This window comes from Priestia sp. FSL W8-0524 (assembly GCF_038005965.1).
Classification (GTDB): Bacteria; Bacillota; Bacilli; order Bacillales; family Bacillaceae_H; genus Priestia; species Priestia zanthoxyli.
The window spans coordinates 797,082-822,816 of the sequence record NZ_JBBOUG010000001.1 but is presented as its reverse complement, the minus strand read 5'-3'; the positions used below and the strand labels follow the sequence as shown (position 1 = coordinate 822,816).

At 38.6% G+C, this 25,735-nt stretch carries 22 protein-coding genes and 1 riboswitch; of the genes, 6 read left to right on the top strand and 16 right to left on the bottom strand.

The features are described from left to right. Positions 1-2: 2 nt before the first annotated feature. The 3 genes from NST66_RS04090 to NST66_RS04080 all read right to left on the bottom strand — a co-directional run bounded on the left by NST66_RS04090 (position 3) and on the right by NST66_RS04080 (position 4,969). Positions 3-1,289, bottom strand: coding sequence for a hypothetical protein (locus NST66_RS04090; protein WP_340843089.1), 1,287 nt, complete (start codon positions 1,287-1,289; stop codon positions 3-5). A 184-nt stretch (positions 1,290-1,473) separates the two neighbouring features. After that, entirely contained in the window at positions 1,474-2,442 is a 969-nt protein-coding gene (locus NST66_RS04085) for a helix-turn-helix transcriptional regulator (RefSeq protein WP_340843088.1), read from the bottom strand. A 520-nt stretch (positions 2,443-2,962) separates the two neighbouring features. Continuing rightward, entirely contained in the window at positions 2,963-4,969 is a 2,007-nt protein-coding gene (locus tag NST66_RS04080) for a FapA family protein (RefSeq protein WP_340843087.1), read from the bottom strand. 309 nt (positions 4,970-5,278) lie between these two features. Between NST66_RS04080 and NST66_RS04075 the strand changes: the two genes are divergently transcribed. After that, positions 5,279-5,593 (top strand): hypothetical protein, encoded by a 315-nt coding sequence (locus tag NST66_RS04075; protein ID WP_340843086.1) that lies wholly within the window; start codon positions 5,279-5,281, stop codon positions 5,591-5,593. Between the two features lie 151 nt (positions 5,594-5,744). Here the strand turns inward: NST66_RS04075 and NST66_RS04070 are convergent, their stop codons facing one another. After that, a complete protein-coding gene (locus NST66_RS04070; RefSeq protein WP_340843085.1) occupies positions 5,745-6,356 on the bottom strand; it encodes a hypothetical protein in 612 nt (203 codons plus the stop codon). Between the two features lie 316 nt (positions 6,357-6,672). On the opposite strand from NST66_RS04070, the gene NST66_RS04065 reads away from it, so the two are divergent. Then, the gene (locus NST66_RS04065) at positions 6,673-7,440 is read left to right on the top strand and encodes an EAL domain-containing protein (RefSeq protein WP_340843084.1); all 768 of its coding nucleotides are present in this window, start codon (positions 6,673-6,675) and stop codon (positions 7,438-7,440) included. Positions 7,441-7,729: 289 nt separating this feature from the next. Continuing rightward, positions 7,730-7,815, top strand: a riboswitch (cyclic di-GMP riboswitch). 23 nt (positions 7,816-7,838) lie between these two features. Next, positions 7,839-9,341 carry a glycosyltransferase family 2 protein gene (locus NST66_RS04060; protein WP_340843083.1) on the top strand — a complete coding sequence of 501 codons (1,503 nt, stop codon included), beginning with the start codon at positions 7,839-7,841 and terminating at the stop codon, positions 9,339-9,341. A 34-nt stretch (positions 9,342-9,375) separates the two neighbouring features. On the opposite strand, the gene NST66_RS04055 is transcribed toward NST66_RS04060, so the two are convergent. Continuing rightward, complete coding sequence (locus NST66_RS04055) at positions 9,376-11,820, bottom strand: sensor domain-containing protein (protein WP_340843082.1); 2,445 nt, start codon at positions 11,818-11,820, stop codon at positions 9,376-9,378. Between the two features lie 209 nt (positions 11,821-12,029). On the opposite strand from NST66_RS04055, the gene NST66_RS04050 reads away from it, so the two are divergent. Next, entirely contained in the window at positions 12,030-12,308 is a 279-nt protein-coding gene (locus NST66_RS04050; RefSeq protein WP_263034501.1) for a hypothetical protein, read from the top strand. Between the two features lie 39 nt (positions 12,309-12,347). Here NST66_RS04050 and NST66_RS04045 read toward each other — a convergent pair whose 3' ends face one another. From NST66_RS04045 to NST66_RS04025, 5 genes are all read right to left on the bottom strand, one after another. Next, complete coding sequence (locus NST66_RS04045; protein WP_263034502.1) at positions 12,348-13,274, bottom strand: NAD(P)/FAD-dependent oxidoreductase; 927 nt, start codon at positions 13,272-13,274, stop codon at positions 12,348-12,350. A gap of 48 nt (positions 13,275-13,322) precedes the next feature. After that, positions 13,323-13,967 (bottom strand): GTP cyclohydrolase I FolE, encoded by a 645-nt coding sequence (gene folE, locus NST66_RS04040; protein WP_025749591.1) that lies wholly within the window; start codon positions 13,965-13,967, stop codon positions 13,323-13,325. Positions 13,968-14,024: 57 nt separating this feature from the next. Continuing rightward, positions 14,025-16,556, bottom strand: coding sequence for an EAL domain-containing protein (locus NST66_RS04035; RefSeq protein WP_340843081.1), 2,532 nt, complete (start codon positions 16,554-16,556; stop codon positions 14,025-14,027). Between the two features lie 280 nt (positions 16,557-16,836). Further along, positions 16,837-17,097 (bottom strand): hypothetical protein, encoded by a 261-nt coding sequence (locus NST66_RS04030; RefSeq protein WP_028407747.1) that lies wholly within the window; start codon positions 17,095-17,097, stop codon positions 16,837-16,839. Further along, positions 17,094-17,312 carry a hypothetical protein gene (locus NST66_RS04025; RefSeq protein ID WP_034269982.1) on the bottom strand — a complete coding sequence of 73 codons (219 nt, stop codon included), beginning with the start codon at positions 17,310-17,312 and terminating at the stop codon, positions 17,094-17,096. The genes NST66_RS04030 and NST66_RS04025 overlap by 4 nt, the downstream gene beginning before the upstream one ends. A 247-nt stretch (positions 17,313-17,559) precedes the next feature. Here NST66_RS04025 and NST66_RS04020 point away from each other — a divergent pair, with 247 nt between their 5' ends. Beyond that, positions 17,560-18,075 (top strand): cupin domain-containing protein, encoded by a 516-nt coding sequence (locus tag NST66_RS04020; RefSeq protein WP_328171275.1) that lies wholly within the window; start codon positions 17,560-17,562, stop codon positions 18,073-18,075. A 154-nt stretch (positions 18,076-18,229) separates the two neighbouring features. Further along, entirely contained in the window at positions 18,230-19,222 is a 993-nt protein-coding gene (locus NST66_RS04015; RefSeq protein ID WP_340843080.1) for a DUF3231 family protein, read from the top strand. 149 nt (positions 19,223-19,371) lie between these two features. Here the strand turns inward: NST66_RS04015 and NST66_RS04010 are convergent, their stop codons facing one another. The 6 genes from NST66_RS04010 to NST66_RS03985 form a co-directional block, all read right to left on the bottom strand. Continuing rightward, positions 19,372-20,010, bottom strand: a complete 639-nt coding sequence (locus NST66_RS04010; protein ID WP_154991641.1) for an SdpI family protein — start codon at positions 20,008-20,010, stop codon at positions 19,372-19,374. Further along, a complete protein-coding gene (locus NST66_RS04005; RefSeq protein ID WP_013082079.1) occupies positions 20,011-20,274 on the bottom strand; it encodes an autorepressor SdpR family transcription factor in 264 nt (87 codons plus the stop codon). A 105-nt stretch (positions 20,275-20,379) separates the two neighbouring features. Next, on the bottom strand, positions 20,380-20,553 hold the full coding sequence (locus NST66_RS04000; RefSeq protein ID WP_063248207.1) for a hypothetical protein: 174 nt from the start codon (positions 20,551-20,553) through the stop codon (positions 20,380-20,382). 91 nt (positions 20,554-20,644) lie between these two features. Beyond that, positions 20,645-20,818, bottom strand: coding sequence for a hypothetical protein (locus NST66_RS03995; RefSeq protein ID WP_182028386.1), 174 nt, complete (start codon positions 20,816-20,818; stop codon positions 20,645-20,647). A 166-nt stretch (positions 20,819-20,984) separates the two neighbouring features. Then, entirely contained in the window at positions 20,985-24,014 is a 3,030-nt protein-coding gene (locus NST66_RS03990; RefSeq protein WP_340843079.1) for an efflux RND transporter permease subunit, read from the bottom strand. Positions 24,015-24,344: 330 nt separating this feature from the next. Then, positions 24,345-25,682, bottom strand: a complete 1,338-nt coding sequence (locus NST66_RS03985) for an MFS transporter (RefSeq protein ID WP_340843078.1) — start codon at positions 25,680-25,682, stop codon at positions 24,345-24,347. Positions 25,683-25,735: the final 53 nt, after the last annotated feature.

The window sequence follows — 25,735 nt, the reverse complement described above, 5'->3', positions numbered from 1 at the left end:
ATCTATATCTTTCCTTTCATCAAAAATTCAAATTCATTCAAGTTCTGATTCGTTTTTCTTGATTTAGCTTTACTTTTGTTTTCATTCGTTTGGATTTTAATTTCATCCTTTTCAATTCTTTTAATGATGTCCGCAAGACTGATCGTCATCCCATAGACATATCCTGACGCATGTAAAATTTCAGCGTAAGATCCTTTTCCAAACACCTCGTCTAAAAGATTAGTTAATGTTTTATTGATATACATACCTACAGCTATTCCGGCTATAAAACCTAATATCCCTCCAGGAAGAAACACACTGACTGTAGCAATAGCTCCGCCTACCAGGGCACCTTTCAATGTATCTCGACCAACTTCTTGAAAAGCTTCCTTCTCTGAAATTTCCCCATTTTTATATTTCAAATAATGTGTCACACTTGAAACGGTTAAGCCAACTGCAGCACCAATTACCGCTCCTTGACAAGTTTTTTTTGATACTTCTTGAAAAGTTACAGTAGAATGACCTTGCCCTTTCATTATTTTATCTTTTAATCGATTTGTAGATTGTTTTACACCTTCAGTATGATTTAATTCTTGTATTTTCAAATGTGCTCGGGCTTCTTTAAGCCTGGTTGCATAATCTATATCACCGTTTTGACTCGCCTTTTCAATATTACGAGTTAGCGCTTTATGTAAAGCTTCATCGGTACCTTCAATTCCTGCTACAGTATCGGTAGGATTTAATGTTCGGTTTTTTAATGCTTTTAGGATATCGTTTACATTAGTCCCTAAACCTTTTTTACTTTCTGCTGCTTTAATTGTTGTTCTACTAATTGTTTTTCCATCAAAGCGATTGAGCGTTATGCCGTCTACACCAGGTGCATTTGTCATTTCTTCGCCTAAAAGTTTAGATTTTTCTATTAAACTTCTGAATTGACCGTTTTTCCATCGAAGCCAATCTATTTCTTGACCTGTTCCATTTAATTTTTTTGTTAATGTGTCTAGCTGCCCTTGAGTAGCATTATCGAGATAGCTTTTAGCAGTTTTTGCATTTTCAAAAACTCCTGATTTAGAATAGCCATCTACATTTAACTGTTTAAACACCTGAATATCTCTCATATATTGATGTGTACCTTCAAAACTTAACTTCGTACCTGCTACTTTATTAATTCCTCTTGCTACTTCATCCAACGTTTGTGAGGTAACTAAATGATATTGACTAGAGACGGAAGTAAAATTAGCAGCTTCTGTTAGTAAGCTAGGATTTTGCTTTAATTGTTGTAAATGATAAGGGCACATTTCATTATCCATGTGTAGCTCTTTGCAAAGCTTGCAGTATTTAGACATTATTTAACGCTCCTTATCTAGTTTTTTAAACTATCCACTACTTGTTTATTAAGACTAATAGACTCTAATATAAAATGGCTAGGTTTCAATCATTTTAGGATTATTTATAGGTGGATCAGCATACTTTTACATCTAACTGCTTCAACATTCATTGATACTTCTCTACCATCCCCATAGCACTTTCCATGATTTGTTTTCTTAGCCCTTCAGGTTCTAAAACCTCTATGTATTCACCTTGACTTAATAACCACATTTTAATACCATTTCCAAACACTTCGGCTTTGAACATTGTATAATCGGCTTTTTCATCTATGATTCTAGCCGTGGGTAAACGGTCCAAAACTGCTTGTGGAGAAGCACCGGTAAACTTGAATTTGATTGTTAGTAGATCGCCTGTATACATAAATTGAATGCGCTGACGAAATTCCCCTTCTTGAAATCGGTCTTGATATGGAAAGCGAAAGCGTGTAGGTTGAACTTCACAAGAAGCAATACGATCTACACGATAAATAGTCGGAAAGTCCATTTTGCGTTTTGTTTGATCTGCAATTAAATAGAAATAATACTCAGAAAAAATGATTCCTAACGGCTTTAATATATGCTGTTTTTCTTCTTTATCATGTTCTCGCCTATACTTCACATGAATGACTCGCTTAGTGTAAACGGCTTCAGCCAATGTCCATAATAAGTCAAAAAGTGATTTCTTATGTTTCAAGTCAACATATAAGTGCTCTTCATTCAGCATTAGCTTCTCAATAAAGACTCGGTCCTGGGGAAGCGCTTGGTCTGTTAATTTATTAATAATTTGTTTCATATCGTTTTTAGGAAAAGCACGAGATTCTACTAATATTTTTACAACACCTAAAATCTCTTCTTTTCGTAAAACAGATTGATTATCAACGTTTAACTTATAGACTTTTTCAGTGCGATCATACTCAAGAAACTGATTGACTTTTTCAGTCTCTAGAAAAGTACGAATGCTTTCCAAGTCACGTTGAATTGTCTTTTCTCCTACACCAAATCGATTGGCTTCATTAACTTTTGTTAACACTCCTCCTTTAGATAACCGCTCATACATAGACAATACACGATACGTTTGATTTTGCTGTATGCTCATTTGTTACACCTTCACTCTTATGTAGTTATCAAAGATCAAAATCGTATATTCAGTTTACTCTTTCACTTGGACATATTATGTACTTTTAAAACTTTCACAAAAAAATTTAAACACTTCCATAATTATGACATAAAACCTATTTATTTTCCTTATAAATACAATATTTAACCCTAAAAAATAAATATCCAATACCTAAAACAAAACCTTTGACCTATAAATATATATTTTTAGACTAAAAAGAAGGTTTGCCACATTTTTCGGCAAACCTTCTCCTTAATAAAGGTAAAATTTCATATCAAACGATAAAATTATATTTAAAGGTTTGTTAAAACCACTTATTTCTTCTCCAACATGAGAAAGTAACCTTTTCATTATCTTACACCTCTTTAAATACACTTCCCCGAAGCGTTCATAGTGCGGGTTTGCTTTCTACCTGTTAAACCCCCTCTCCATAAAACAAACAAACCAAAAAGGAAAGGCATCAGCCCTCCCTTTCACATACTTACTATTCAGTTAGCCGTCACTCCAACATCAAACGTCCGCTTGGATCAAGCGCTGCTGTGACTTGTCTGATGGTTTCTTTGAAGGTGTGTTTTTTGCTTCCTATCTTGATGGTTGTGCCTTCCATGGCAGTTTCAATACAAATCTTTTGGTCTTCTGGCACTTCGATAAATGTTGCAGTGCCGCTGTCGGAACCTGCTCGGTGAATATCAGCGCCTAATTCGGCATATACTTTTCCGCCTCGAAGCGTGCTGTTCACTTTTACCATACCTCCGGAGTAAATGGTCGTATTGATACATCCGCTTCCTAACACCAAAATATTGCCGCTAGAATAGAGACGACTGCTAGAGGCATTTTCAATTTGAATATAGGAGTTGGGCGCAACTTGTGTTTGGTTTCGTTCACAAAGCCGCTCTATTTTATGAGTTAATTGAATGATGGTATCTAATGATACCGAATGTGTGGATGCTGTTAAAAATAACGTCGTCAACTCCGTTCCGACTTCATGCCACTCTTTTTCTTTTACATTTGTTTCTTCTTTTTTAATTCGCTCCACGTACTTTTTAACTAGCATAGGAAAATCTTTCATTTTTTTCTCTATTAGCGTACAGATGAGCGGCTGTAAGTTGTTTGAAGATACATCACTTGATTTAAAGCTTGAAGATAAAACAAGCTGCTTTAATAAAGCACTCATTTTTTCAATGCTGTGGTGAATACTCTGAAGCACATGACTCAGTTCGATAACAAGGATCATATGTGCTCCAGCCGATATGTTTGAGTTGAAGATATTTTTGCGGGTAATAACGGCTCCTGAAGCATTTAACGTTGCTTTATTTACGGCTTGTTCCACGAGAATATTGCCTTCAGCTTCAACTAGCATGCCTGCTTCCACTTCTCCTTTAATTTCTACATCTCCTGTAAACTGTATGTTTCCTGACGATACGTTCACATTTCCTTCGTGGATGAGCGTAGGCAACACTGAAACCATCACGTGATTTCCACTATAGCTGAAGTGAGGACGCCCTGATGCGGTAGCGATTATTTTCTCATCGGCAACTGTGACTCCTTGTTTTGGCTGAACAGTAATCGGAACGGTTTTCGTAGCAGGAAGTAATTCATTCGTGGCGGTGTATCCTGAACGACCTGACGTTGGAGGATGAATAATGGCGACGACTGTTCCTGGTTCCACTGTAGAATTCGTTTTGGATTCTTTGTAGTCAATTCGTCCGTTTTCGTTCTCTAGTAGGTGCTGCTGAAGATCAACGTTTGTTTTCGATTCAATATAACCATCTGTTCCTTGTTTGGGAGCTGCTCCTTTGGCCACTTCAAACGTACTTGGTTCTAACGTTTCCACTGCTTTAATCATTTCTACTTGATTCAACCCGTACGTAATATGCAGGGCGTCTAATTTTCGGGCGATTTCTTTATACTGCAGATGGTTATAAACCTCTTTTTGTTCTTCTACTTTTAAAACAATATGATGACTCGGTTCAACGTCACTAATTTTTTGAACCACTTTATAACCTGGCTCTACGTCTATCGACGCTGTTAGTTTTGTGTCGTCTAATCGAACATCCCACTTTGTTTCTTCATGAGCTATCGTTGGTGCTAGCTCAAGTTTCAGCATATCTCCCGCTACAATCACCGCTTGGTTTTCCGTTACAAGCTGCTTGTTTTTATACAGCTGAATACCATCGGAAATTGTAACAATCGGAAACTGTGTAGCGGAAGGCTGACTGTATATTACACCATCTTTCACCCACGCTTTTCCTATACTCGAATGGAGTACTGAATCCATTGAATGCGGGTCATTCAACTTTTGGTCGTGTTCACTTTCTATAGGCGATAGAGTTTGTTCTAGTTTAGATAGCTTGACAAGCGCTTCTTTTGAACCCATTCCCCAAAACCCTTTTGCTTCTGGTTGAATAATTTCCACATGTACTTCTTGATCGGAAAGATTTAATAATTCCAGCCCTTTTTGAATCGCTTCTTTTATCGTTTTCCCTTTTGCAGTAACACTTTCCATATCCCACCCCTACCCTCTAACCGCTTATTTAGTTTTGTACTTTTCCCGATATATACTTCTAATTCCACATGTTAAACCTTTTTCCTCTACAAATATATAATTCAACCATTATCTTATACCTATCTTTATACATAAAATGGTTTTAAATGATTATTTTTACACAAAAAATCCCCCAAGAAAACTTTTCATTTATTTAATGGGGATTATCCCCAAACAATATATAAATAATTAGAGGTAATATAGTGATTCAAAAACCCCTCTAATTCTTGTAAAATATGTATAATTACTAAAAAGGCAGGAGCCCCTATCATGTACAATTTACAACATATTTTTGAAACTCATAACTATGAACTAACAAACGAAACAACAAAAGGACTTGAATATAAACATCAAGAAACTGAAGATATTGTGTATTTACTGCCAACAAAAGAAATAAATCTTGTAGTGAGTCCTCTTTCATTTAATATAGACTTAAGTCAAAGTGATGGAAAAGTTCATAGTACAGCTTTAAAACACTTTCCCAAGCGGTTAAACGGCGGAAAACAGCCAATTTCTTTTGGATATTCATTCAAGTTTCCAACAGCAGAAGCATTAAGTGATTTTTTACATACGTTAAACAATTAACAGTAAAAGAGACAGGATAGATCATTATCCTGTCCCTTTACTAAGCTCAACTTCAATAATATTTTTTTCAGAAAAGACCCGTTATTTCATTCAATGCCTACAATTTATGTGTTAAACCATTTAATAGCAATTGATTTAAAAACAAGTATTCCTACTGTTTACTCTCTGACAACCCATCAAGCTGCCAATGAGTATCTTCAAAAGGATCGATTGAACTATCCATGTATAGATAAAAATGGTTAACATTTTTTGGTGGGTTTTTCATGAGGAATTTCACATCAAATGTGAGCGAATAACCGGATGGCACTTGTTTGAATTTTTGCTCATCCTCTATAAGGGGCTGACCTTCATAGAATTTTCCAGACTTCTCATTTTTAACAGAAAACTGAATGTTGGAAAGATCCACGCTTTTTGAATCTTCACGGACGTTTTTTATTGTGACTCTAGCGGAAATAATCCCTGGATTGTCTTTACCTTCTTGCGTTACTGTGTACGTAGCATGTTCAACGGTTGCGCCGTAATCGCCTCCTTTAAAGCTTTGACCGTATAAAAGAATCCCTTTTTCTAAACGCTGCATTTCTTCTATTTCTTCCGGCGTTGCTTTTTCACCTCCACTATTGTCTTCAGCGGTTGACTCGTTGCTCGCTGCTTCCACTACTTTTTCTTCGTTTGTTTCCTGCGCCTTATTTCCTAAGCTGTTACAAGCACTTAAGCTTAGCGTCAGCATGAAGGCACTAACAATTAGCACAACATTCTTTTTCATACGCTCCTCCTAAATGGATAAAATAACCTATATTTTACACAAAATACATTTTAACATATTTGTCTCTCTTTGATGAACAAACATATTTAAGTGAGTATACTTCATTTTTGTACTGAAATGACCCTTCTTTTCCTTTAAGTAGCCTGTTTCTTCTATTAAAAGACCTCATGGCTACTCGTTATAGTTCTTTTGAATTAGACAATATGTAAGGAAATGTATTATAGTATTTTAGATTTAGATAGTAGTTAAAAAAGAGGGCTGCGGGAGAAAGCGTACTTTAACGTTATAAATTAAATCATCACGGCAAGGGGGACATATGGAAGTTTATTTTAAAGATATTTTAAAAGAACGTAAATTCCACTTTTTTTATCAACCTATCTATGATTTGAACACGTGGGGTATTTTTGCTTTTGAAAGTTTACTGCGCGTTTCAGATCATCCTAAGCTAAATATTGAACAATTGTTTTCACATGCACGGCTCAATCAGACACTTTATGAGATAGACACAGCGGCAATTGAAGGAGCGGTAGAAGCATTTCCTTTTACTCTGTTTACGGAGCAGCAGCTTTTTATTAACTTGTTTCCTTCCACTTTATTGGACCCTCGTTTTGAATATTTTCTCTATCAATTAATGATGAAGCATCCTGAAGCTCAAAGAAACATTGTGTTTGAGCTAAATGAATCTGCTAAAGAGCAGGCAAGCTGGGCCGCTCCTGAATTAGCAAATAAAATTCAATGGCTAAACCAGTCAGGCATCGCGATTGCTATCGATGACGTAGGAGCAGGGTCTGCTACCTTAAAACAAATCATTGAGTATAAACCGAAATACATTAAATTAGATCGATATTTCGCAAAGAATTTGGCAAGTTCAAAAGAAAAACAGCAAATTGTTCAATTGTTAACAAACTATAATGTCGACGATACCACCCTTATATTAGAAGGAATTGAAGATGAAAAAGATTTAGCTACCGCGTGTGCTCTTAACGTGCCATTTGCACAGGGCTATTTGCTGGGAAAGCCTCAGCCAATTCTTCAGTATAAAACACAATATCAATTTCACAACAGCATTTATACATACCTATAAACATGATCCATTTCCTTATAAAGAATGATGATATACGTACGAAAAGCGAAATATTTACGTATTTCGCTTTTTATTTTTTTCTTTTCACTTCACTGATTAAAAATTCTTCTTTCAACCTTCCTTCCGCTTCCAACGTAATCGGCTATAAAAACATATCGAAATTTGTCGAATCTTTTTTAGGGTAATTCAACCTATTTTTATGGTAAAATCTAAAAAAGGTATTCGTTATATAGTATCATTTTAGAATTTTCGTTCTTTAAAGAAAACAAATAGTAGTGAACTTAACTTGTTCAGTTAAAGGCAAACCAGTCGAAAGGCTGGGACGCAAAACTTCAGGTCTAAGGTCTTTAGGACTAGGATAGCTGGGTTTCCTGATATATCAGGGGGTAAAGGAAAACATGAACAATCAGCGTGTCGTTACTGGAAGCATTGGAGCTTCGTATATGAGGCCGCGCATTGTGGCATTCATTCCGGCGCACAATGAAGAAAAATCAATTCGCGACTGCTTGGCAGGATTAGGCGATCAGCTTCTTCCAAATAATGTGGAGCTTGATGTATTTGTGATTGCAGATAACTGTACGGACCGCACAAAAGAAAAAGCGGAGCTGGCCGGAGATGAATTTGATTTAAATGTAAAAGTACTGGTCACTGAAGGCAATAAACAACGAAAAGTCGGCGCGTTAAATACGGCTTGGAAAAAGATATATGGAGATACACTGGATTTATATAATACGACGCTGACGAAATATCAGCAGCTGTATAAAGAGTCAATTAAAGCGATTTTAGGGATGGATGCAGACAGCCGCTTGGCTCCAAAAGCACTCATTAATTTATGGGAAGATTTGATGACGTCTCGAAACATCGGCGGCGTGATGGCAAAATATACGATGAGAATGCCTAAAAAGAAAAGCTCGCTTTCAAAAGATGATGTGCACTATGAGGAAAAGCTTGCAAGCGGCGAGTACGGTGGACCGATAGCCCGGTGGTGGACACATCAGCAAAAGCAGGATATGGCAAGCTGGCTTTTGGATCTTCAGTACCACGGCGGAAGCACGTACGTACTTGGCGGTCAGGCTACGCTGTTTCGCCCGGAAGCGCTTCAAAATATAGTGGAAGAAAATAAGCTTGACGGTCCTTGGCAAAATGACAGCGACGTTGAAGATATGCTGCTGACGTGGCAGCTGCAAAAATCCAATTGGAAAACGTTAATCAGTCCCGGCGCTCGCTGCTTTGTGGACTCGATGAGAAGCTATCATACGTACCGTGAACAGCGTAATAAATGGAAGTCTGGAACCGTTGATTTACTGACAAACGGAAACTTGGACGTCAGAACCAAGCATAAAGGAAAGCTGTGGCGTTCACAGATCAAAACGCTATGTGATTTACTTATTCGCCTACTGTTTATTTTATTGTTATCGGCTGCGCTTGCGACTGATCAATTTTACTGGTCGTGGCTCTGGATCATTCCCATTGCGTTAGCTTCTGTGTTAAATATTATGCTTGCTGTCAAAACGCCGATGCACAGGCCGATTGATGTAATACTTGCCGGTCTTTTGATTAGTCCAGAAATTTATTTATGGGTGAATTTAATTACGTTTGGTCAAGTATGGATGGAAAGGCTTGCGGCTAATAAAAAAGACGGCTGGGCGAATCAATACAACGCGGAAAACGGAAAAACGCGCAGTAAATTAGGGCAAGGGATTTTAACGGGCATTGCCTTTACAGGAATGATTGTGGTCCTATGCATTTATTTCCGTGACTACTTAACGAGCCCTTCCGTACAGCAAGCCATTTATCCGTACTTAATGAACGGCTGGATCTTGCTGACGTATTTGACAATCTATCAGTCTCTTTATATGTTTTACCAAATTTGGACGCTTAGAAAACCTATTCAAGCGTAAACAAAGTGATGTCTCGATGGAGACATCACTTTGTTTATAGAAATCGTTTCTTTAAGTATTCGGCGATTATTTGAGGAGCAGCCGGCTGACTGACGATATAGCCTTGAATAAAAGAACATTCGTGCTTTTGTAAAAAGGCGAGCTGCTCTTTTGTTTCAACGCCTTCTGCGATCACTTTCATGTTAAGAGCATGAGCTAAGTACAAAATGCTTTTTGTAATCGCCTGCTGCTTTCCTTTATCAGTCGCGTGTTGAATAAACGTTTTGTCGATTTTTAACGTGTTAAATTCGAAGTCTTTTAAGTGTGATAACGAAGAAAAGCCAGTGCCAAAATCATCTAAAGAAAACGTTACGCCAATTTTCTTTAATTCGTCCATCACTTTTTTTACGTGTTCTTCATACTGAATAATGGAGCTTTCCGTTACTTCAAATTCAATGAATGAAGGGTCGATGTTGTAACGGGCTAACGTTTGTTGAACGTGCTCTACAAATCCTCGTTTCAGCAAATGTTTAGACGAGACGTTAATCGAAACGGGCACGGTTTGTAACCCTTGATTCTTCCACTGCTGCAGCTGCTTGCAGACGTTCTCGATCACCCAATCGCCGAGTTCAATAATTAAATGTGTTTCTTCCGCTAATGGAATAAAGTTTTCTGGTGATACGCGCCCCCACTCTGGGTGATTCCAGCGAATTAACGCTTCGATACTATCAATCTCTCTGCTGTTTGTATGAACCTTTGGCTGATATTCAATAAAAAACTCATCTTGCAGAAGTGCGTTCCGCAGTCCTTTTTCCAGATGATAGCTTTTATACGTCTTGCTGTCCATTAACGGCGAATACAGCTGCCAGTCGCTTCGCCCAATTTCTTTTGCACGGCGCATAGCAAGGTTGGCATTCGTTAATAAGGTTTTCACATCTTCACCGTCATGCGGGTAGATACTGATTCCTATACTGGCTGTGACGTACAGAGAAAAGTCGTCAATCGTAATTTCTTTTTCGATTTGTTGAAAAAGTGCTGCGGCTAGTTTTTGACATTCATTTATATGTGCAAGAGATAAAAAACAAATCGCAAGCTCGTCTTCTCCTACTCTAGCTAGCATCACATCTGGCGTTACGAACTTTTTTAACCGATTGGCGATACGCTGCAGCAGGCGATCGCCTACGTCGTGGCCTAATGTGTCATTAATATGCTTGAAGCGATTCAGTCCTAGATAAAAGACCGCTAATGAATCTTTTTCTTTTTTCATTTGCCGAATGAAATTTTTTAATTTCTTTTCAAACTTTCTTCGATTCGGTAAATTTGTCACATGATCATGAGTCGCAAGATATTCAACTTGATCCATGTACTTTTTTTCTGCGGTGATATCTTCAATGATGCCGTCTATACGCACCAGCTTTCCGTTCTCATCAAGTGTTGGAATGCATCGATCTTTTACCCACTTCATTTCTCCGGTTTTTGTATAAATTCGATACTGCTGGCGAATTGCTTTTCCTTTTTGCAGCTGATGCTGCGCTTTTTCCACAGCTGGTTTATCTTCAGGGTGAATAAAGCTTTCCCACAGATCTCTATCTTCTAAAAATTTAATCACATCTTCTCCGTAAATGTTGCTAACACCGCTGGAGCATACAATCACTTTATTACGCTGCACATCAACGGACCATATTCCGGTATCCAAATTATTATAAATCGTTTGAAACTGCTGTTCTTTTTGCTTTAATTCATTCGTAATTACTTTCGATTCGGTAATATCATGAACAACGCCAATCAGCTGCGTGATGTTTCCTTGCTCATCTGCTACTGCGTCCGCTTGTTCAAACACCGTACGTTCTTCACCGTTTGGCCGCATTAGCGCGTATTCAATTTTATAGCTTTCTCCCGTTAAAAGTGCCTCTGTAACTGCTTTTTTTAATCTTTTTTGATCACATTCTTTAATAAAATGAAGAACATCTTTAAAAGAAGGAGTAAAGAGCTGACCAGGATTTAATCCGTAAATATTATACAGCTGAGGTGACCAATAGCTTTTATCTTCCGTCACGTCGTAATACCAGCTTCCCACATTGGCAAGCTTTTGCTCCATTTTTAAATGCGTCTCTAATTGAGAAATGTGATTGGAGCGCTCCTGCTCTTTTGAATCATCTCTGCATACGGCATAAACACCCGCAACTTGCTCATTTACGATAATAGGAATGAGCGTAATATATAAATGAAGTTCTTTTTTTGTTTTATGATTGATTGTCGTTGAAAAATGAACTTTTTCCCCTTTTAAAGCACGTTGAAAAAGCTCTTGGGCCTGCTGTTGTTTCGACTTATGTATAAGAGCTGTCAACTGCTGGCTTTTTTGTTTGTGTTCGTTTCCTGTTAGCTTGAAGGCTGCCTCGTTGCTAAACATGATATCCCCTTCACAGTTGATAAAAAAAATACCTTCACTGTATTCTTTTAAAAGCTGCGTGTTCAAACGATCAAGATGTTTCATGATCATGATCGACTGCTCCTTCTCCGTGTTTTTATCTGGCAAGGTCTCATGCTGCCTCCTTTTATCTATTTCTTCTATACTAGTAGAATAAGTTACATTTGACATATATTTTACCCTACTTTCCCCAAATGAGGAACATCTCAGGTAAAGATAGCCGAAAAGGTTTTTAAAGTCTTTTTCATTTGGTAAAATAAAACATATAAAGGAGGGATAGCGTGAATCAAAGTGTTAAAAAACATGATCTATTTTCTAGGGGTTCCTTTCAAACCGCTGCTTTTCTGCTTCTTTTCTCGCCTCTTTTTACTCGTTTGTTTCAGCAGAACGTCTGGACTTATATAACAGTCGCTTCTATCATCGTTCTTTTTAATTTCATTACCGAGTGTATTTTAGTAAAAAGAATCAGCGCTGTGCCTCAAAACTACACTGCTTTTTTCCAAACGATTTGTCTGCCTGTGAACGTACTTCTGCTATGTTTCTTTTACTATGTTACGTAAAAAAGCATCTATCAATTTGATAGATGCTTTTTTATATTATCAATCATTCAAAAGACTCGATACATGCTTGGCTACAATCGCTCCTTGACCGGCTGAAGAACTGATACTAGAAAACAAGGGAGTCGTGCACGCGTCTCCAATGGCGTAAATAGATGGGTTGCTGCTTTGATGCACTTCATTAATGACGATGAGCCCGCTTTGTGTAGTCGTGACTTTTTCTTTAATAAGTTCAACATTGGGCGCTACGCCTAGTCTGATTAGCACTGCGTCTACCAATAAATTCTTGGACTCACCGTTTTTACTTTTTAAATCAATTGATGTGACGCGATGCTTTCCGTGTATAGCGGTCACTTCGGTGTCTGTCATCACTTTAACGCCGGGGTCGGAAAGAACTTTTTCAACGTATTGCTCTCTTGCTTTAAAATGCGTAGAACGATGAATCAAATATACTTGTTTTGCTTTTGATGCTAAAAGATGTGCTCCTTCAAACGCCCGGTCTCCTCCGCCAATGAAAGCAACCCTTTTACCTGTTAACCGTTCTCCGTCTGCTGAAGCTGAATACACTTCTCCTCGGTCAATCATTTGCTGTTCACCCGGCACTCCGAGCTTTCGCTGACTAGAACCCGTTGCTAAAATAAGATACGTATAGCCAATTTCCTTTTCAGTTTCTTGCTGCTTTACTTTTACTGTTTTAAAACGTTCGTCAATGGAAATTACTTTTGTATTCGCTTCATATAAGCAGTCCATATCGATAAAATGCTGAACCATTTTACGCTGCATCTCAATTCCATTTTCCGCTTGTATTCCGGGATAATCAATAATCTCATTATAAATCGTAAAAAGCTGTCCGCCTAACTGTGCCTGCTCTTCAAGAAGCAAGCACTCAACGCCTAGCCTTTTACACCACACGGCAGCAGAGATGCCAGCGGGCCCTCCGCCAATAATCAGTACGTCAACGTGTTGCATACAGCTCACCTCGCTTCTGCTTCTCAGCTTATATGGCTTGTTGTTTCTTTACATTTGTCGCTGTAAAAGAGATAAAAATTCTCCTCGAACCTCTGGTTTTTCCATAAATGTTCCCCGAACCGATGAAGTGGCTGTAGAAGCTGAAGATTTTTTAATTCCTCTTCCGCACATGCACATATGCTTCGCTTCAATAATTACCATAACTCCTTTCGGCTCTAACACTTCTTCGATTGCATCTGCAATTTCATTTGTTAGACGTTCTTGAACTTGAAATCTCTTTGCGTATCCTTCTACCGTACGAGCGATTTTAGATAAACCTGTGATTTTTTTATCCGGTATATATCCAACGTGCGCAACGCCAAAGAACGGCGCAAAGTGATGTTCACACATTGAGTGAAATTCAATATCTCGTATCAATACCAGTTCATTGTGATTCACATCGAATGTTTTTTCCAAATGAGCTTTCGGATCTTCACGGTAGCCTTCCGTGTATTCTAAAAACGCCTTTAACACGCGGTACGGCGTTTCTTCAAGGCCGTCTCTTTCCGGATTATCTCCGCATAAATCTATCAGTTCTTTCACCGCATTCATAAATGTGTCAGCTTGACCTATTTTTTTATCTATTTCAGTTGAATTCGTGCCTACTGTTTCTAAAAATTTTTGAGCAATTAAATTTTGTGTGCTAAGTGCCATCTTTTTATGTCCTCTTCCCTTTTCTTAGTAAGTTTATTTTTAAATGATGGTTTTGCTTCAGCTATTTAAAAACGCTGCTTCAAAATCTTTTGCAGCAAGAGGCTTGCTAAACAAGTACCCCTGCATGTGATCACAGCCATTTTCCATTAAAAACGCTTTTTGATATTCTTCTTCCACACCTTCTGCGATTACTTCAAGCTTTAAGCTTTGAGATAAGCTGATAATCGCCTGCGCAATTTCACTGTTGCTGTAATCTTCTTGAATATCCTGGATAAAAGACCGGTCGATTTTCAAACAATCGATTGGTAATTTTTTTAAATAGCTCAATGAAGAATATCCGGTTCCAAAATCATCGATAGAAATTGATATACCATATTTCTTTAACAGATGTAAAGCTTTAATCGTTTCTTCCGCGTTCATCAGCAATGTACTTTCCGTAATTTCCATTTCAAACCATGCGGAATCAAATCTATGAAGCGAAAGAAATTGCTGTATTTCATTAACTAACACAATCGGATCTTGAAACTGCCGCGGAGAAAAGTTAACCGCTAGCGTCATTTTTTCGTTTCGATCCTTGTTCCATTTGCTGACTTGAGAACAAGCTTTTTTCATGACAACTTCCCATAGAGACTGAATCAAACCAGTTTCTTCTGCGATAGGGATAAATACTTCCGGAGAAACAAATCCAAGTTCTGCGTCATTCCAGCGAACTAATGCTTCTACGCCGGTGATTACATTGCGCTTTGCTTCTATTTTAGGCTGATAGTAAACGTCAATGTCACCTTTTTGAATTGCTTTTCGCAAGCGCGTTTCGATGTGAACTTTTTCAGCTTGTTTTTGATTTAACGAATCATGATAAATACTTACTTTATTGCCGCCCTGTCTTTTTGAAGCATACATGGCGACATCTGCATACGTAATAAGCGTGTCCAAATTCGTAGAGTGCTCCGGATAAAAGCTTAACCCGCTGCTGATACTGACGAAAACTTCATCATTGTCAATGTAGCAGGGCTGTTGAACATATGCAATGATCTTCTCGGTGATACCTTTAACTTCTTCCGGTGTAAAATCACTGAATAAAATGACAAACTCGTCTCCTCCTTGCCTTGTAAGAAAGCTGTTAGCAGGAGGCAGACATTCTTTAATACGGTTGGCGATCAGCTGTATAAGCTGATCGCCTTTTGAATGCCCTAGCGTATCATTAATATCTTTAAACCGGTCTATATCCATAAATAACACGGCTACGTGACGAATGGACTTTTCCTTCGACTCAATTAAGCGCCTGTTTAATTCTTCTTTAAAATATCTTCTGTTCGGCAATCCTGTCAAAAAGTCGTGGTACGCATGGTACTCACTTTCTTCCTGACTTTTCTTTAAATCGGCCACATATGTTTTTAAAAAATGAGAAAGGTGGTTGATATTTGCTACAAGTCCTCCCAGCTCATCTTTTCTTCTTACATTCAGCACCTTGCCAAAATTGCCTTTGGCGATTTGATTTACGTGCTCCATAATATGTTTAATCGGCCGCGTAATGGATGTAGAGAAAACAAAGCTGATAATAAGGACAATAAAGATAAACGGAAGAGACAGCAGTAAATGTTTGATTAATTCTTGCTGCAGCTCTTTTTTAATAAGTCCGTAGTCATACACTACACCTATCACGTAAGCTGGAGAGTTTTTTTCTTTAATCGGTACCAATGTTTTTAATACTTTTTTATCGTTAATTTCAGCAGTATAGCTTTGTGATTTTCCCGTTTCCAAGGCCTTTTGAATGGACTTTTTATCACGTTCGGTATTTCGATACGTGTATGTACCGTACCAAATCGGCTGATCTTTTATTCTAATATATTTATTGCCGTTTAAATATACGTTTTGATTTCTTTTCCCGAAGTTTTTCGGGTTAAAAGCCGTTAGTTCAAGAACGCCTTCAAGATTTTCTGTAAAGCGGTCCATCACGTTCGTAGGGCCAAACCTTTTTTCAAAATCGAGGACGTGCTGATCCCGGAAATAAGGATCAATAATATAATTAGTAGACCCGTCATAATAATAGCCCCATTTGTCAATGTGATTAGGGTTGCTAGAAGCTACTTCAATCGGCCCGCTCCAATAGTGAGGTAAAGTCAATCCTTTTGTTGTCGTGACCGGCTGCTGAGAAAGAAGCTGCTGAAAGGAGGTATACCAATAGCCCCACTCTTTTGTAGACATATTAATTTCCTTAGGGTCAGAAGATTTCACGCCTATAATATCACCTGCTACGGGTGCTAATAGTGTAATATGAGATACCATCAGTTTTTTAGCCAACTGTTTTAACTCGTCATTGGTAACGTCTCGGTAATCAGCAGGCAAAGACTGTTGAATTGCAATTGAAGCCGTTCGTAATTCCTGTGCCATCCGATTTTCCATATAGGAAGCACTATTTTTAGAATTTTCGACTTCGTACGCAATTTCTTCTGTGACCAGCGTGATTTCCCTTTGATTAAACTCTGTTAATCTATTTTTTGATCTAATGTAGTGCAAGGTGTTATTTGCTAGTAGAATACACAATACCAGCAAAGTAAAGAATACGGACAACTTTTTCTTTATCGACACTAGTGATGGCCTCCTGTTTAAAGAACTGATCCGACAGTTTTAAAACCTGCCTATATGCTCTAGCTTTACATCGGATACTATTCTTCAATTTCCACAAAAAAAGAATGAACTCATACAAAAAACCAACCGCTTTGGTTGGCTCTATTCTTAACTAATTATAAAACATAGTAAATACATACTTTTATTTACATGGGTAGGACAAATTTGTATTACTATAATATTTTAACTTCTTTTTTCAAAATATCAAAGGGGGAAAATTTAACTTTCTTTATCCCTGCCGCTACTTCTTAAACTTCTTCAACATTCGGTGATACCAATAGATTCCCACGCCCGTGAATAAAATAATCGTTCCCCACTGATGAGGTAAAAACTTCAGCATCCATATGGACATGATAATAGTCGCTACCGTTAAGTTACTCAGCCACTGCTCTCGGCTGAGCTTTTTCTTATTTACTACCACCGCTATATAACCGATGGGTGGTGCAAAAAAGCACAGCAGCAGCAAAAATTTTTCTGAACGGTGCCAAGGCTGTTTATTCATTTTTCCTCACTTTTTCTATTTAAAATGAACTGATAGCCAAACGTCACAATGATCCCTGTCCAAAACATAGAAAATGACGACACTAACTCGGCACCTTTATAGGTATACATTATTACGTTCACAAACAGCAACAATAAAAGGATATAAAAACCTGCCGACACAGCTTTATTCCAATTTTGATGCTCTCGTTTAGACGCATCTTTAAACAACTTCATCGAAACTCTCCTTTTACATCTCATACATGACTTATCCATTTAAGGGTTCTATCTTTATGTTAGCATACTGGGTAGTTTTGGAAAATAGACAAAGGAAATTATATGGAAAATCCATAATCAATAACAATAGAACTATAAAAAGATAATAAATGTAAATAAATAATTCTTTTTAACTATTAATTTACACACAAAACGTTCATATTAGTATACAATAATCTCAAAATATGTTTTTTGAGGAGATAAAAGGATGACAGCAACTCATAATCAGCTAACAAACGCTTTTCACCGTACGCCGCACGATCAAAACACATTTCATTTTCTTGATGAAAAAGTAACGCTTCTTGTATCAGGTGAAGACACAAACGGAGCTTACGCTGTAGCGCACGTAGTGAAACCAGCAAACCAAGGTCCCCCGCTTCACCTTCACGAACATGAAGACGAAACGTTTTATGTAAAGCGCGGCTCAATGATTTTCTACATAGGAGAAAAAATAATTGAAGCAAAAGCAGGCGATTATGTTTTTGCTCCTCGAGGTATTCAGCACCGCTTTGTGACCGGACCAGAAGAAACAGAATTTATCCTTACTGCTTCTCCTGCAGGCTTTGATTCATTCGTTAAAGAACTTGGTATTTCCGTTCCAGAAAGTGCTCCTCTGCCGCAAGTGGGACCACCTGCTGAAGAAGAAATTATGAGTTTAGTTACCGTCTCTAAAAAATACGGCATTACCTACCCTGAAATTGAAAAAGCATTCAATAAAAAATAAACGCTTTACATAGAGATCTGCTTTTTGCCGGGCAGGTCTTTTTTCTATTTTTATCCTTCTTTACTCATGGAATAATTTAACACATCCTTGTCCACACTATACTTATCTGTTTTTTATAAATACGTACCATTTTTATAGATAGGAGGAAAGCCTATTGAACGCAGAAAGCAAGCGTTTGACTTCGCCTGAAATAACGAGTCTATGCGCGCAGTATCAGCAGGATACGCTGGCGGTTTGTGTAGCGAAACACGTTCTTGCAACGGTCACGGATGCAGAGATTCGGGCGCTGTTTGCCTTTTCGCTAGAGCTATCAAAAAAGCATATTGAGCTGCTGACTGCCATTTTTCATGCCGAGCATTTTCCGTTGCCAAAAGGATTTACAGATGAAGATGTGGACTTGCACGCACCTCCGCTTTTTACAGACTCGTTTTGGCTGAAATATCTTCATGACATGACGATTCATGGCTTGGCAGGATACGGCATTTCATTTAGCGTGTCCGTTCGCCGAGATCTTCGAGATTATTATCATCAGTGTAATTTGGACGTGATGGAAGTATATAATCGGTCTCTCGACCTGCTTTTAGCAAAAAATCTTTATGTGCCGGCTCCTTATTTTTTAAACCCGAAACAACAAGAGCACATCACAGATTTGACTTACGCTCTTGATTTTGTAGGAAAGCAGCGCCTTTTAAACGCAACGGAAGCCGGAAATATTTATTTTAATTTGCGCAAAAGCATGGCAACCAAAGCGCTTTTAATTGCCTTTAAACAAGTAAGTAAACGAAAAGACGTGCGGAAAGTCATGGAGACGGGGCTTGATGTGGCGCATAAGCATATTGAGCTTTATTCTTCCATTATGCACGAAGAAAACCTTCATACGCCTCCGCTTTTGGATAATGAAATCACAACGTCTACGCACGCGCCTTTTTCAGAAAAGCTGATGACGTTTCACGCAGGAGCGATGTTTAAAGTAGCCATTACCTATTACGCAACGGCAATGACTACCAGCATGAGGCTTGATATTGTCGGGCACTGTGAAGCGTGTATTTTACGGGACTTAAAAGTAGCGGGGCGCTGCAGCGAAGTGATGATTAAAAACGGCTGGATTGAAAAGCCGCCTGAAGCAAGCGACCGCAAGCAAATGTAAGTTTTTTCATAGCAGCTCTTGACCTGAAACGCGTTTCATACTTTATGCTGTATTTATTCTCATCAGCCGGCGTGACACGAACGGTGGCGTTACGGCTGATATGTTATCCATAAAAAAATCCGGTGTGTTCACCGGATTTTTTGGTATGCTTACATATTCATTTCTTTTTTATACGCCAAGTACGAATACAGATAAGGAATCGCCACGCACAGAACGATACTCCCCCACATGATAACTGACTTGTATCCATCAGGTAAAAAAGCGCTAATAAGAATCAGCAGTCCGCCGATAAAAAAGATCTTTCCAGATAAACGATGCGTCTTTTTCCATACGTTTTCATTGCTCAATGTCCACGGTGTACGAATCCCCATAAAATAGTTAGAGCGTACGCGCTGCAAGTAGTTTCCGATAATGATAAAAACGAGTCCAGCCATAATCGGAGCAATGTACGACATCGGCACGTTATAGCCAAGCCCCTGTAAAATAGTGCTCATATTTACAAAAAAGAATAATAGCAGTACGGCGTTTAACAGGATATTATACGTTTTTGAAAAGTACTTATAATTTTCTTTACGAGGGTCAATTCGCGGAACAAATGCAATGATAAAATAAATAAGTACCATGATGCCTACTGTTAAGATCATTGCATTGATCTTCGTTGCAAATCCGTCTGCTTCTCCATTTGCTCCCCAGTGAATGGGCATCGTAGCTGGAAGATGCGGCAGTGCAATTATCCATGCAACCAGTGTTAAAAGAGTAATACTTAAAGGAAATACGTGTTTTTTCATTTAACTCTCTCCTTTCTGAAAGCTGAAAAACCAGCCGATTAAATCTTGAAAAACGGTTGTATTTAATGAATAAATCACAAACTGCCCTCTTTTTTCATCTTGAACGAGGTCCGCTTGCTTCAAGATTTTTAAATGATTTGAGATGCTTGGTTTGGTCATATTAAAATACTCGGAAATTTCTCCTGCGGTTAAATCCCGCTCTTTTAGTAGCTCTAAAATCTTCCTGCGAGTGGGATCCGCTAAGGCTTTAAACGTTTCATTCAATTAAAGTTCATCTCCATCATATTTAAGTATTTAGATAATTATCTAAATATTAAACTATAAAATATAATATGTCAATATTTTGAAAAGAGAACACGTGCATTTGACTCATTTTTTTGTTTTTTCAAAGCAGTCCATGCATACAAACTGCGCTTCTTGATGTAAAAAAGCTTTGATTTCGGTCATTCCTCTTTTACTTGGATACTTCATTCTCATCCATACTTCTTCATTCGGCTGAATTTCTTTTTGACAAACGGAACATCGCTCTTTTATTCGAAACATACTACCCCTCCATTTCTTTATCTAACTATACGTTTGACTAGTCAAAAAGTTTCATAAAAAAGAGGCTGGAACGTAACCAAATCAATTCCAGCTAAAGACAAACAAATGAGAGAATGAGCTGAGCCGCTTGTGACACCGCAGTTGATTTCCGTGCAAGGCTTCGCTTTCCGCGGGCGGCCGCTGAGCCTCCTCGTCGCATATGCTCCTGCGGGGTCTCACCTGTTCCGCTTTTCCCGCAGGAGTCTTCGCCTTGCCCTCCAATCAACTGCTAGAAAGACTTACACACATGAAACCTATGTTTACCCTAACAAAAAAACCGAACCACGAATCAAACATCTTGATTAATGGTTCGGTTTTCACTTTGTCTAAAATCCTTTTGTCCCAGCCTCTTCCTTCAACTAAATTACTTATGTCCTAACCTCTTTTAAACATTATAGCGGCGTTACGTCTTCCTGCTGTTTTTGCTGTATTCTTTGCTTTTTCGATTTTCTAAAATGAAGCAGTTCATATACAACTGGAATGACTACAAGCGTAAGAAGAGTTGCAACAGCCAATCCTCCGATTACAACGACTGCAAGACTTTGAGAAACGAGGCTTCCGCTTTCGCTTTGTTTAAATAAAAGCGGCAGCATCGCACAAATCGTAGCAGCAGACGTCATGACAATTGGACGCATACGCGTAGCGGCTGCTTCTACAATGGCATCGCGCATAATCATTTTCTTTTCATTTTGCTTCACGCGGTCTAATAGTACAATGGCGTTGGTTACAACAATACCAATCAGCATCAGTGCTCCAAGTAAAGCCGTTACGTCTACTGGAATACGGCTGATTAATAATCCTAAAACGGCACCGATGGCAGCAAGCGGAAGTGAAAATAAAATGGCAAACGGCGTACGGATTGTTTTAAACGTGATGACCATAATTAAGAACACAATACCAATCGAAACGAGCATCGTAATGAACAAGTCAGAGAAATCTTCTCCTTGCTGAGTGCTTGCTCCTCCAATTACAACGTCAACATCTTTTGAAATGGAGAGTCCTTTATTATTACTGTCTCCAAAAATGGTTGTTTGGATGTTTTTATTAATCTCTGAAAGCTTTTCTGGATTGACATCTGCTGTTATTTGAATATATGGGTCTCCATTTTTATGAAACTGATTTGTTGGCTTTTCAGCTTGCGTTAGCGAAGCCACTTTTGAAACAGGTGACGGTCCTGTCTCTGTCATAATAGAAATATCTTTTAACTCTTTTGGTGACGTTGGATTTAAGACAGATTCAAGAAATACGTTTGCTTGCTTGCCTTCTAAATCTACCGCTCCAATCGGCGTTTTATTCAGCATAACGCCAAGCTGCTGCGCTACTTGCTGTGTATTCGCTTTTGTTGGATCTACGTCTAAAGAGTAAATCGTTTTCTTTTCGTCTTGGTTCGTAGAAACTTTGTCTACTCCTTTTATATCGTTGATTTCTTTCTTAATGCTGCTTGCTGTTTTTTCTAACTTGTTCATGTCGTTTCCAATTACATCAACGGTAATGGAAGTAGTAGACGCTCCCATTAATGAAGCAGCACTGACGCTAAGATCTCCTCCGTCATAGAGTTTCTTTTGATTTTGAATTCGTTTCATTAGCGAATCCGTGTTTTCACCGTCTTTTACGGTAATCGTATACGTAGCTTCAGTAGGCGAACCAACGTCTCCCCACTTGGCTCCTTCGGCCGTATTACCAAGCTGCATGTATACTTCTTTCACTTCTTTTTGAGCTAAAATATAGCGTTCAAGCTGCAGTGATTTTTCTTCTACGGTTTTAATTGGCGTGTTATTTGGATAGCTTAACGTTGTGCCTACAAAGTCAGATGAAGAGTTATCAACCGCTCCTTTAGGCATCATCGTGTACGCGCCAATAGATCCGACAAATAAAAGCAGCGAAAGCAGCAGTACAACCCATTTATGATTAAGCGACCATGTAATAAACTTTGTAAAACGAACCGGCTGCTTGTGCTTGCGAAGTTTTTCATTTTTTAATAATCCTGCACTCATTAACGGTACAACGGTAAGCGCCACAATTAATGAAGACAGCAGCGAATACGTCAGCGTTAGAGCAAACGGAAGCATAAAGTCTTGAAGTCCTCCGTTTACAAGGCCGATTGGTAAAAAGACGGCTACTGTCGTTAACGTAGAAGCGGTAATAGCAGAGCCTACTTCTTTTGTGGCATCAATAATCAGTCCAAGCGAAAACTCTTCTTTTTGCATTTTGCGGAAGATGTTTTCAATGACAACGATACTATCATCTACCAATCTCCCAATCGCTACCGCTACTCCTCCAAGTGTTAAAATATTAAGCGTGACGCCTGATTTGGATAATAAAAAAAGCGTAAAGCAAAGCGATAGCGGAATGGATACAATTGTGATAAACGTAGAGCGAACGCTGCGTAAAAACAGCATGATGACAATAGTCGCAAAAAGTGCGCCTAGCAACACTTCTTTCATCATGGAATGAACAGAGTTTTGTACGCTATCCCCTGTTGCAAAAAATACAGAAGCATTCACATCGTTATAGTCTTTGTTAATTTGCTGAGAAAGTTTTTTTACTTCTTTTGTAATGCTAACGGCGTTTGAGTGACTGTCTTTTGTCACAATAAGTAAAAGTGCATCTTTTCCGTTAATATGCGTCACGACGCCTTCAGGCTTTTTGACCTCTACTTTTGCAAGGTCGCCTAGCGTTACACCCTGTGCAACCGGCAGCTTTTTCACTTTGTCCAAGCTGTCAACTTTACCTGTTACATTGATGTTGCTCGACTTGTTATTAATGACTTTTTCTCCAACTGCAAGCGACGTGTTTTTTCCTTCTAACACGCTGATGACTTTATCAATCGTCACGTTCTTTTGTGACAATTTTTTATTGTCAACTTTAATAGACACGTAGGAATCCGCTGTTCCATATGTTTGAACACTGGCAATGCCTTTAATGTCTTTATATTTAGGGATCAGTTTTTTCTCTGCAAGATCCAGATTATCTCTTGTTAATCCTTCTTTAAATGTGAGTGAAATATCTGCGATGGGAATCATAGAGGTGTTTAATTGAATAACATTAGGCTTTGATACGCTGGCTGGAAGCTGCACCGAAGACAGCGCTTCTTGGACGTTTGTTTTTGCTTCTTTCATATCCGTTTTGGATTCAAATGAAATATCGATTTTGGAATAGCCGTCTCCCGTTGTCGAATACACGTTGCTTTTTCCTTTAACACCGGCTACCGCTTCTTCAATTGGTGACGTAACTTGTTTTTCCATAGAATCCGCATCCGTTCCTTGCCCCATAACTACTACTGACACTTGAGGCTGATCAGCGGTCGGCAGGAACTCCATCGGAAGTGTAAAATAACTAATAACTCCTAAAGCTAAAATTAAAATAGACATAATGGTAATAGCCGCTTTGTTTTTAAACGACCATTTGGTGAGCCATGACATGAAATATCCCCTTTCACTTTTTCGTACAAACTCAGTCAAACATTTCTAAAATATGCTAAATAACTCCTAAATTATACCTAATGTAACTTACCATTTAAAGACTTATTTTTGTAAAAAGTCCCATTATTTGAACAAAATCATTTATGTATATGCGTTTGATTATATAATCAGCTCTTTTACAGCAAAAAAAAAGACGCCGATACCCGGCGTCCCACATGTAGTAAGTGAAAGAAGAAGAAGAATATGCCTACGATTTCTCAGGCAATTCTATGACCTTATTTGGTTTCTTCCCGTTTTTTTATGAAATAAACATATTTAGAATAAATTCCCTCAACTAGCAGCTCGACTGTGCTTTGTTTCCGTATCGTTTTGAATCTTTAACGACGTTAATAACGCCACGATGCTTCCGGCAAAGCCAAATAAAAACAAGTGATGAATGCCTGCCATAAAGCTTCCGCCTGAAGTCAGCAACGCACCCATAATCGTAACGCCGATTGCTGTTCCCATGTTTCGGCAAAACATAAAAAATGACGTTGAAATACCTCTTTCATGTCCTCCTACTAATTGCTGTACACCAATGACTCCAACCGTAGAAAGCAGACCAAACGACAGTCCTTGTACAATCATGACGCAAAACACATAAAAGAAGCCGTGACTTTCATTTAGCATAAGCAGAAGTGTTCCTGAGCCAACCAGCAGCACATTCCCGATTAACAACAGCTTTCTGTAGCCGTATTTTAAAATCCATTTACCTGCAGGCACGGACACAGACATCCATCCAACCGCTGTTCCTAACAGCGCCACTCCGCTCATAAACAGTGACAAATGCGCTACTCGCTGCAAAAATAACGGAATGTAGCTTGACGTTCCGAATAAAGCCACCGTTCCAATAAACGCATTGATGTTAATCCATGACAGCGTTTTGTTTTGGAACATAGACAGCGGTACAATCGGAGAAACATGTTTTCGTTCATGGAGATAAAAAATCACTAATAAAATAAGTCCAACGACTGCATACACAATTCGGTTTTGTTCCACTACTGTTACGAGCAGCAGTGAGGTAACGCCCGCTCCAAACAAAATAGCGCCGATGTAATCGACTTTTGCTCTTTTCGGCTCATAGCTTTCTTGATACGGCATTAACGCTAGAAACGCGACGATACATACCGGTAAATTAATAAAGAAAATCCATCTCCACGTTAAATAATCCACAAAAAAAGCGCCTAAAAGCGGTGCTAACACAGCTGATAATCCCCACATCGTTGTAAAGAGCGCCTGAATTTTCCCTCGTTTCTCCACTGGAAATAAGTCTCCGGCAATAATAGCGGGAAAGGCCACCATAAACCCGGCTCCTATTCCTTGAACCGCACGGAAAAGAACAAGCTGAATCATCGTATTTGCCACTCCGCAAAGCATCGAACCAATTAAAAAAGCAATAATTCCAAACCCAAATACTTTTTTGCGGCCAAATAAATCCGATAATCTTCCCGCTACCGGAGATAAAATCGTACTTGCAATCATGTACGAAGCAAACGACCACGCGTACAAATCAAATCTTCCAAGCTCTTTTGCAATAACGGGCATCGTCGTATTCATAATCGTTGAATCAAGCGAAGCCACTAGCATTGCCAGCACAATACTAACCATTACGGACGTTCTGCTCTTCATGTACCAATCTCCTTATCTCTATAATCTGAGCGTCTAGTGTACTCCTCCTTGCC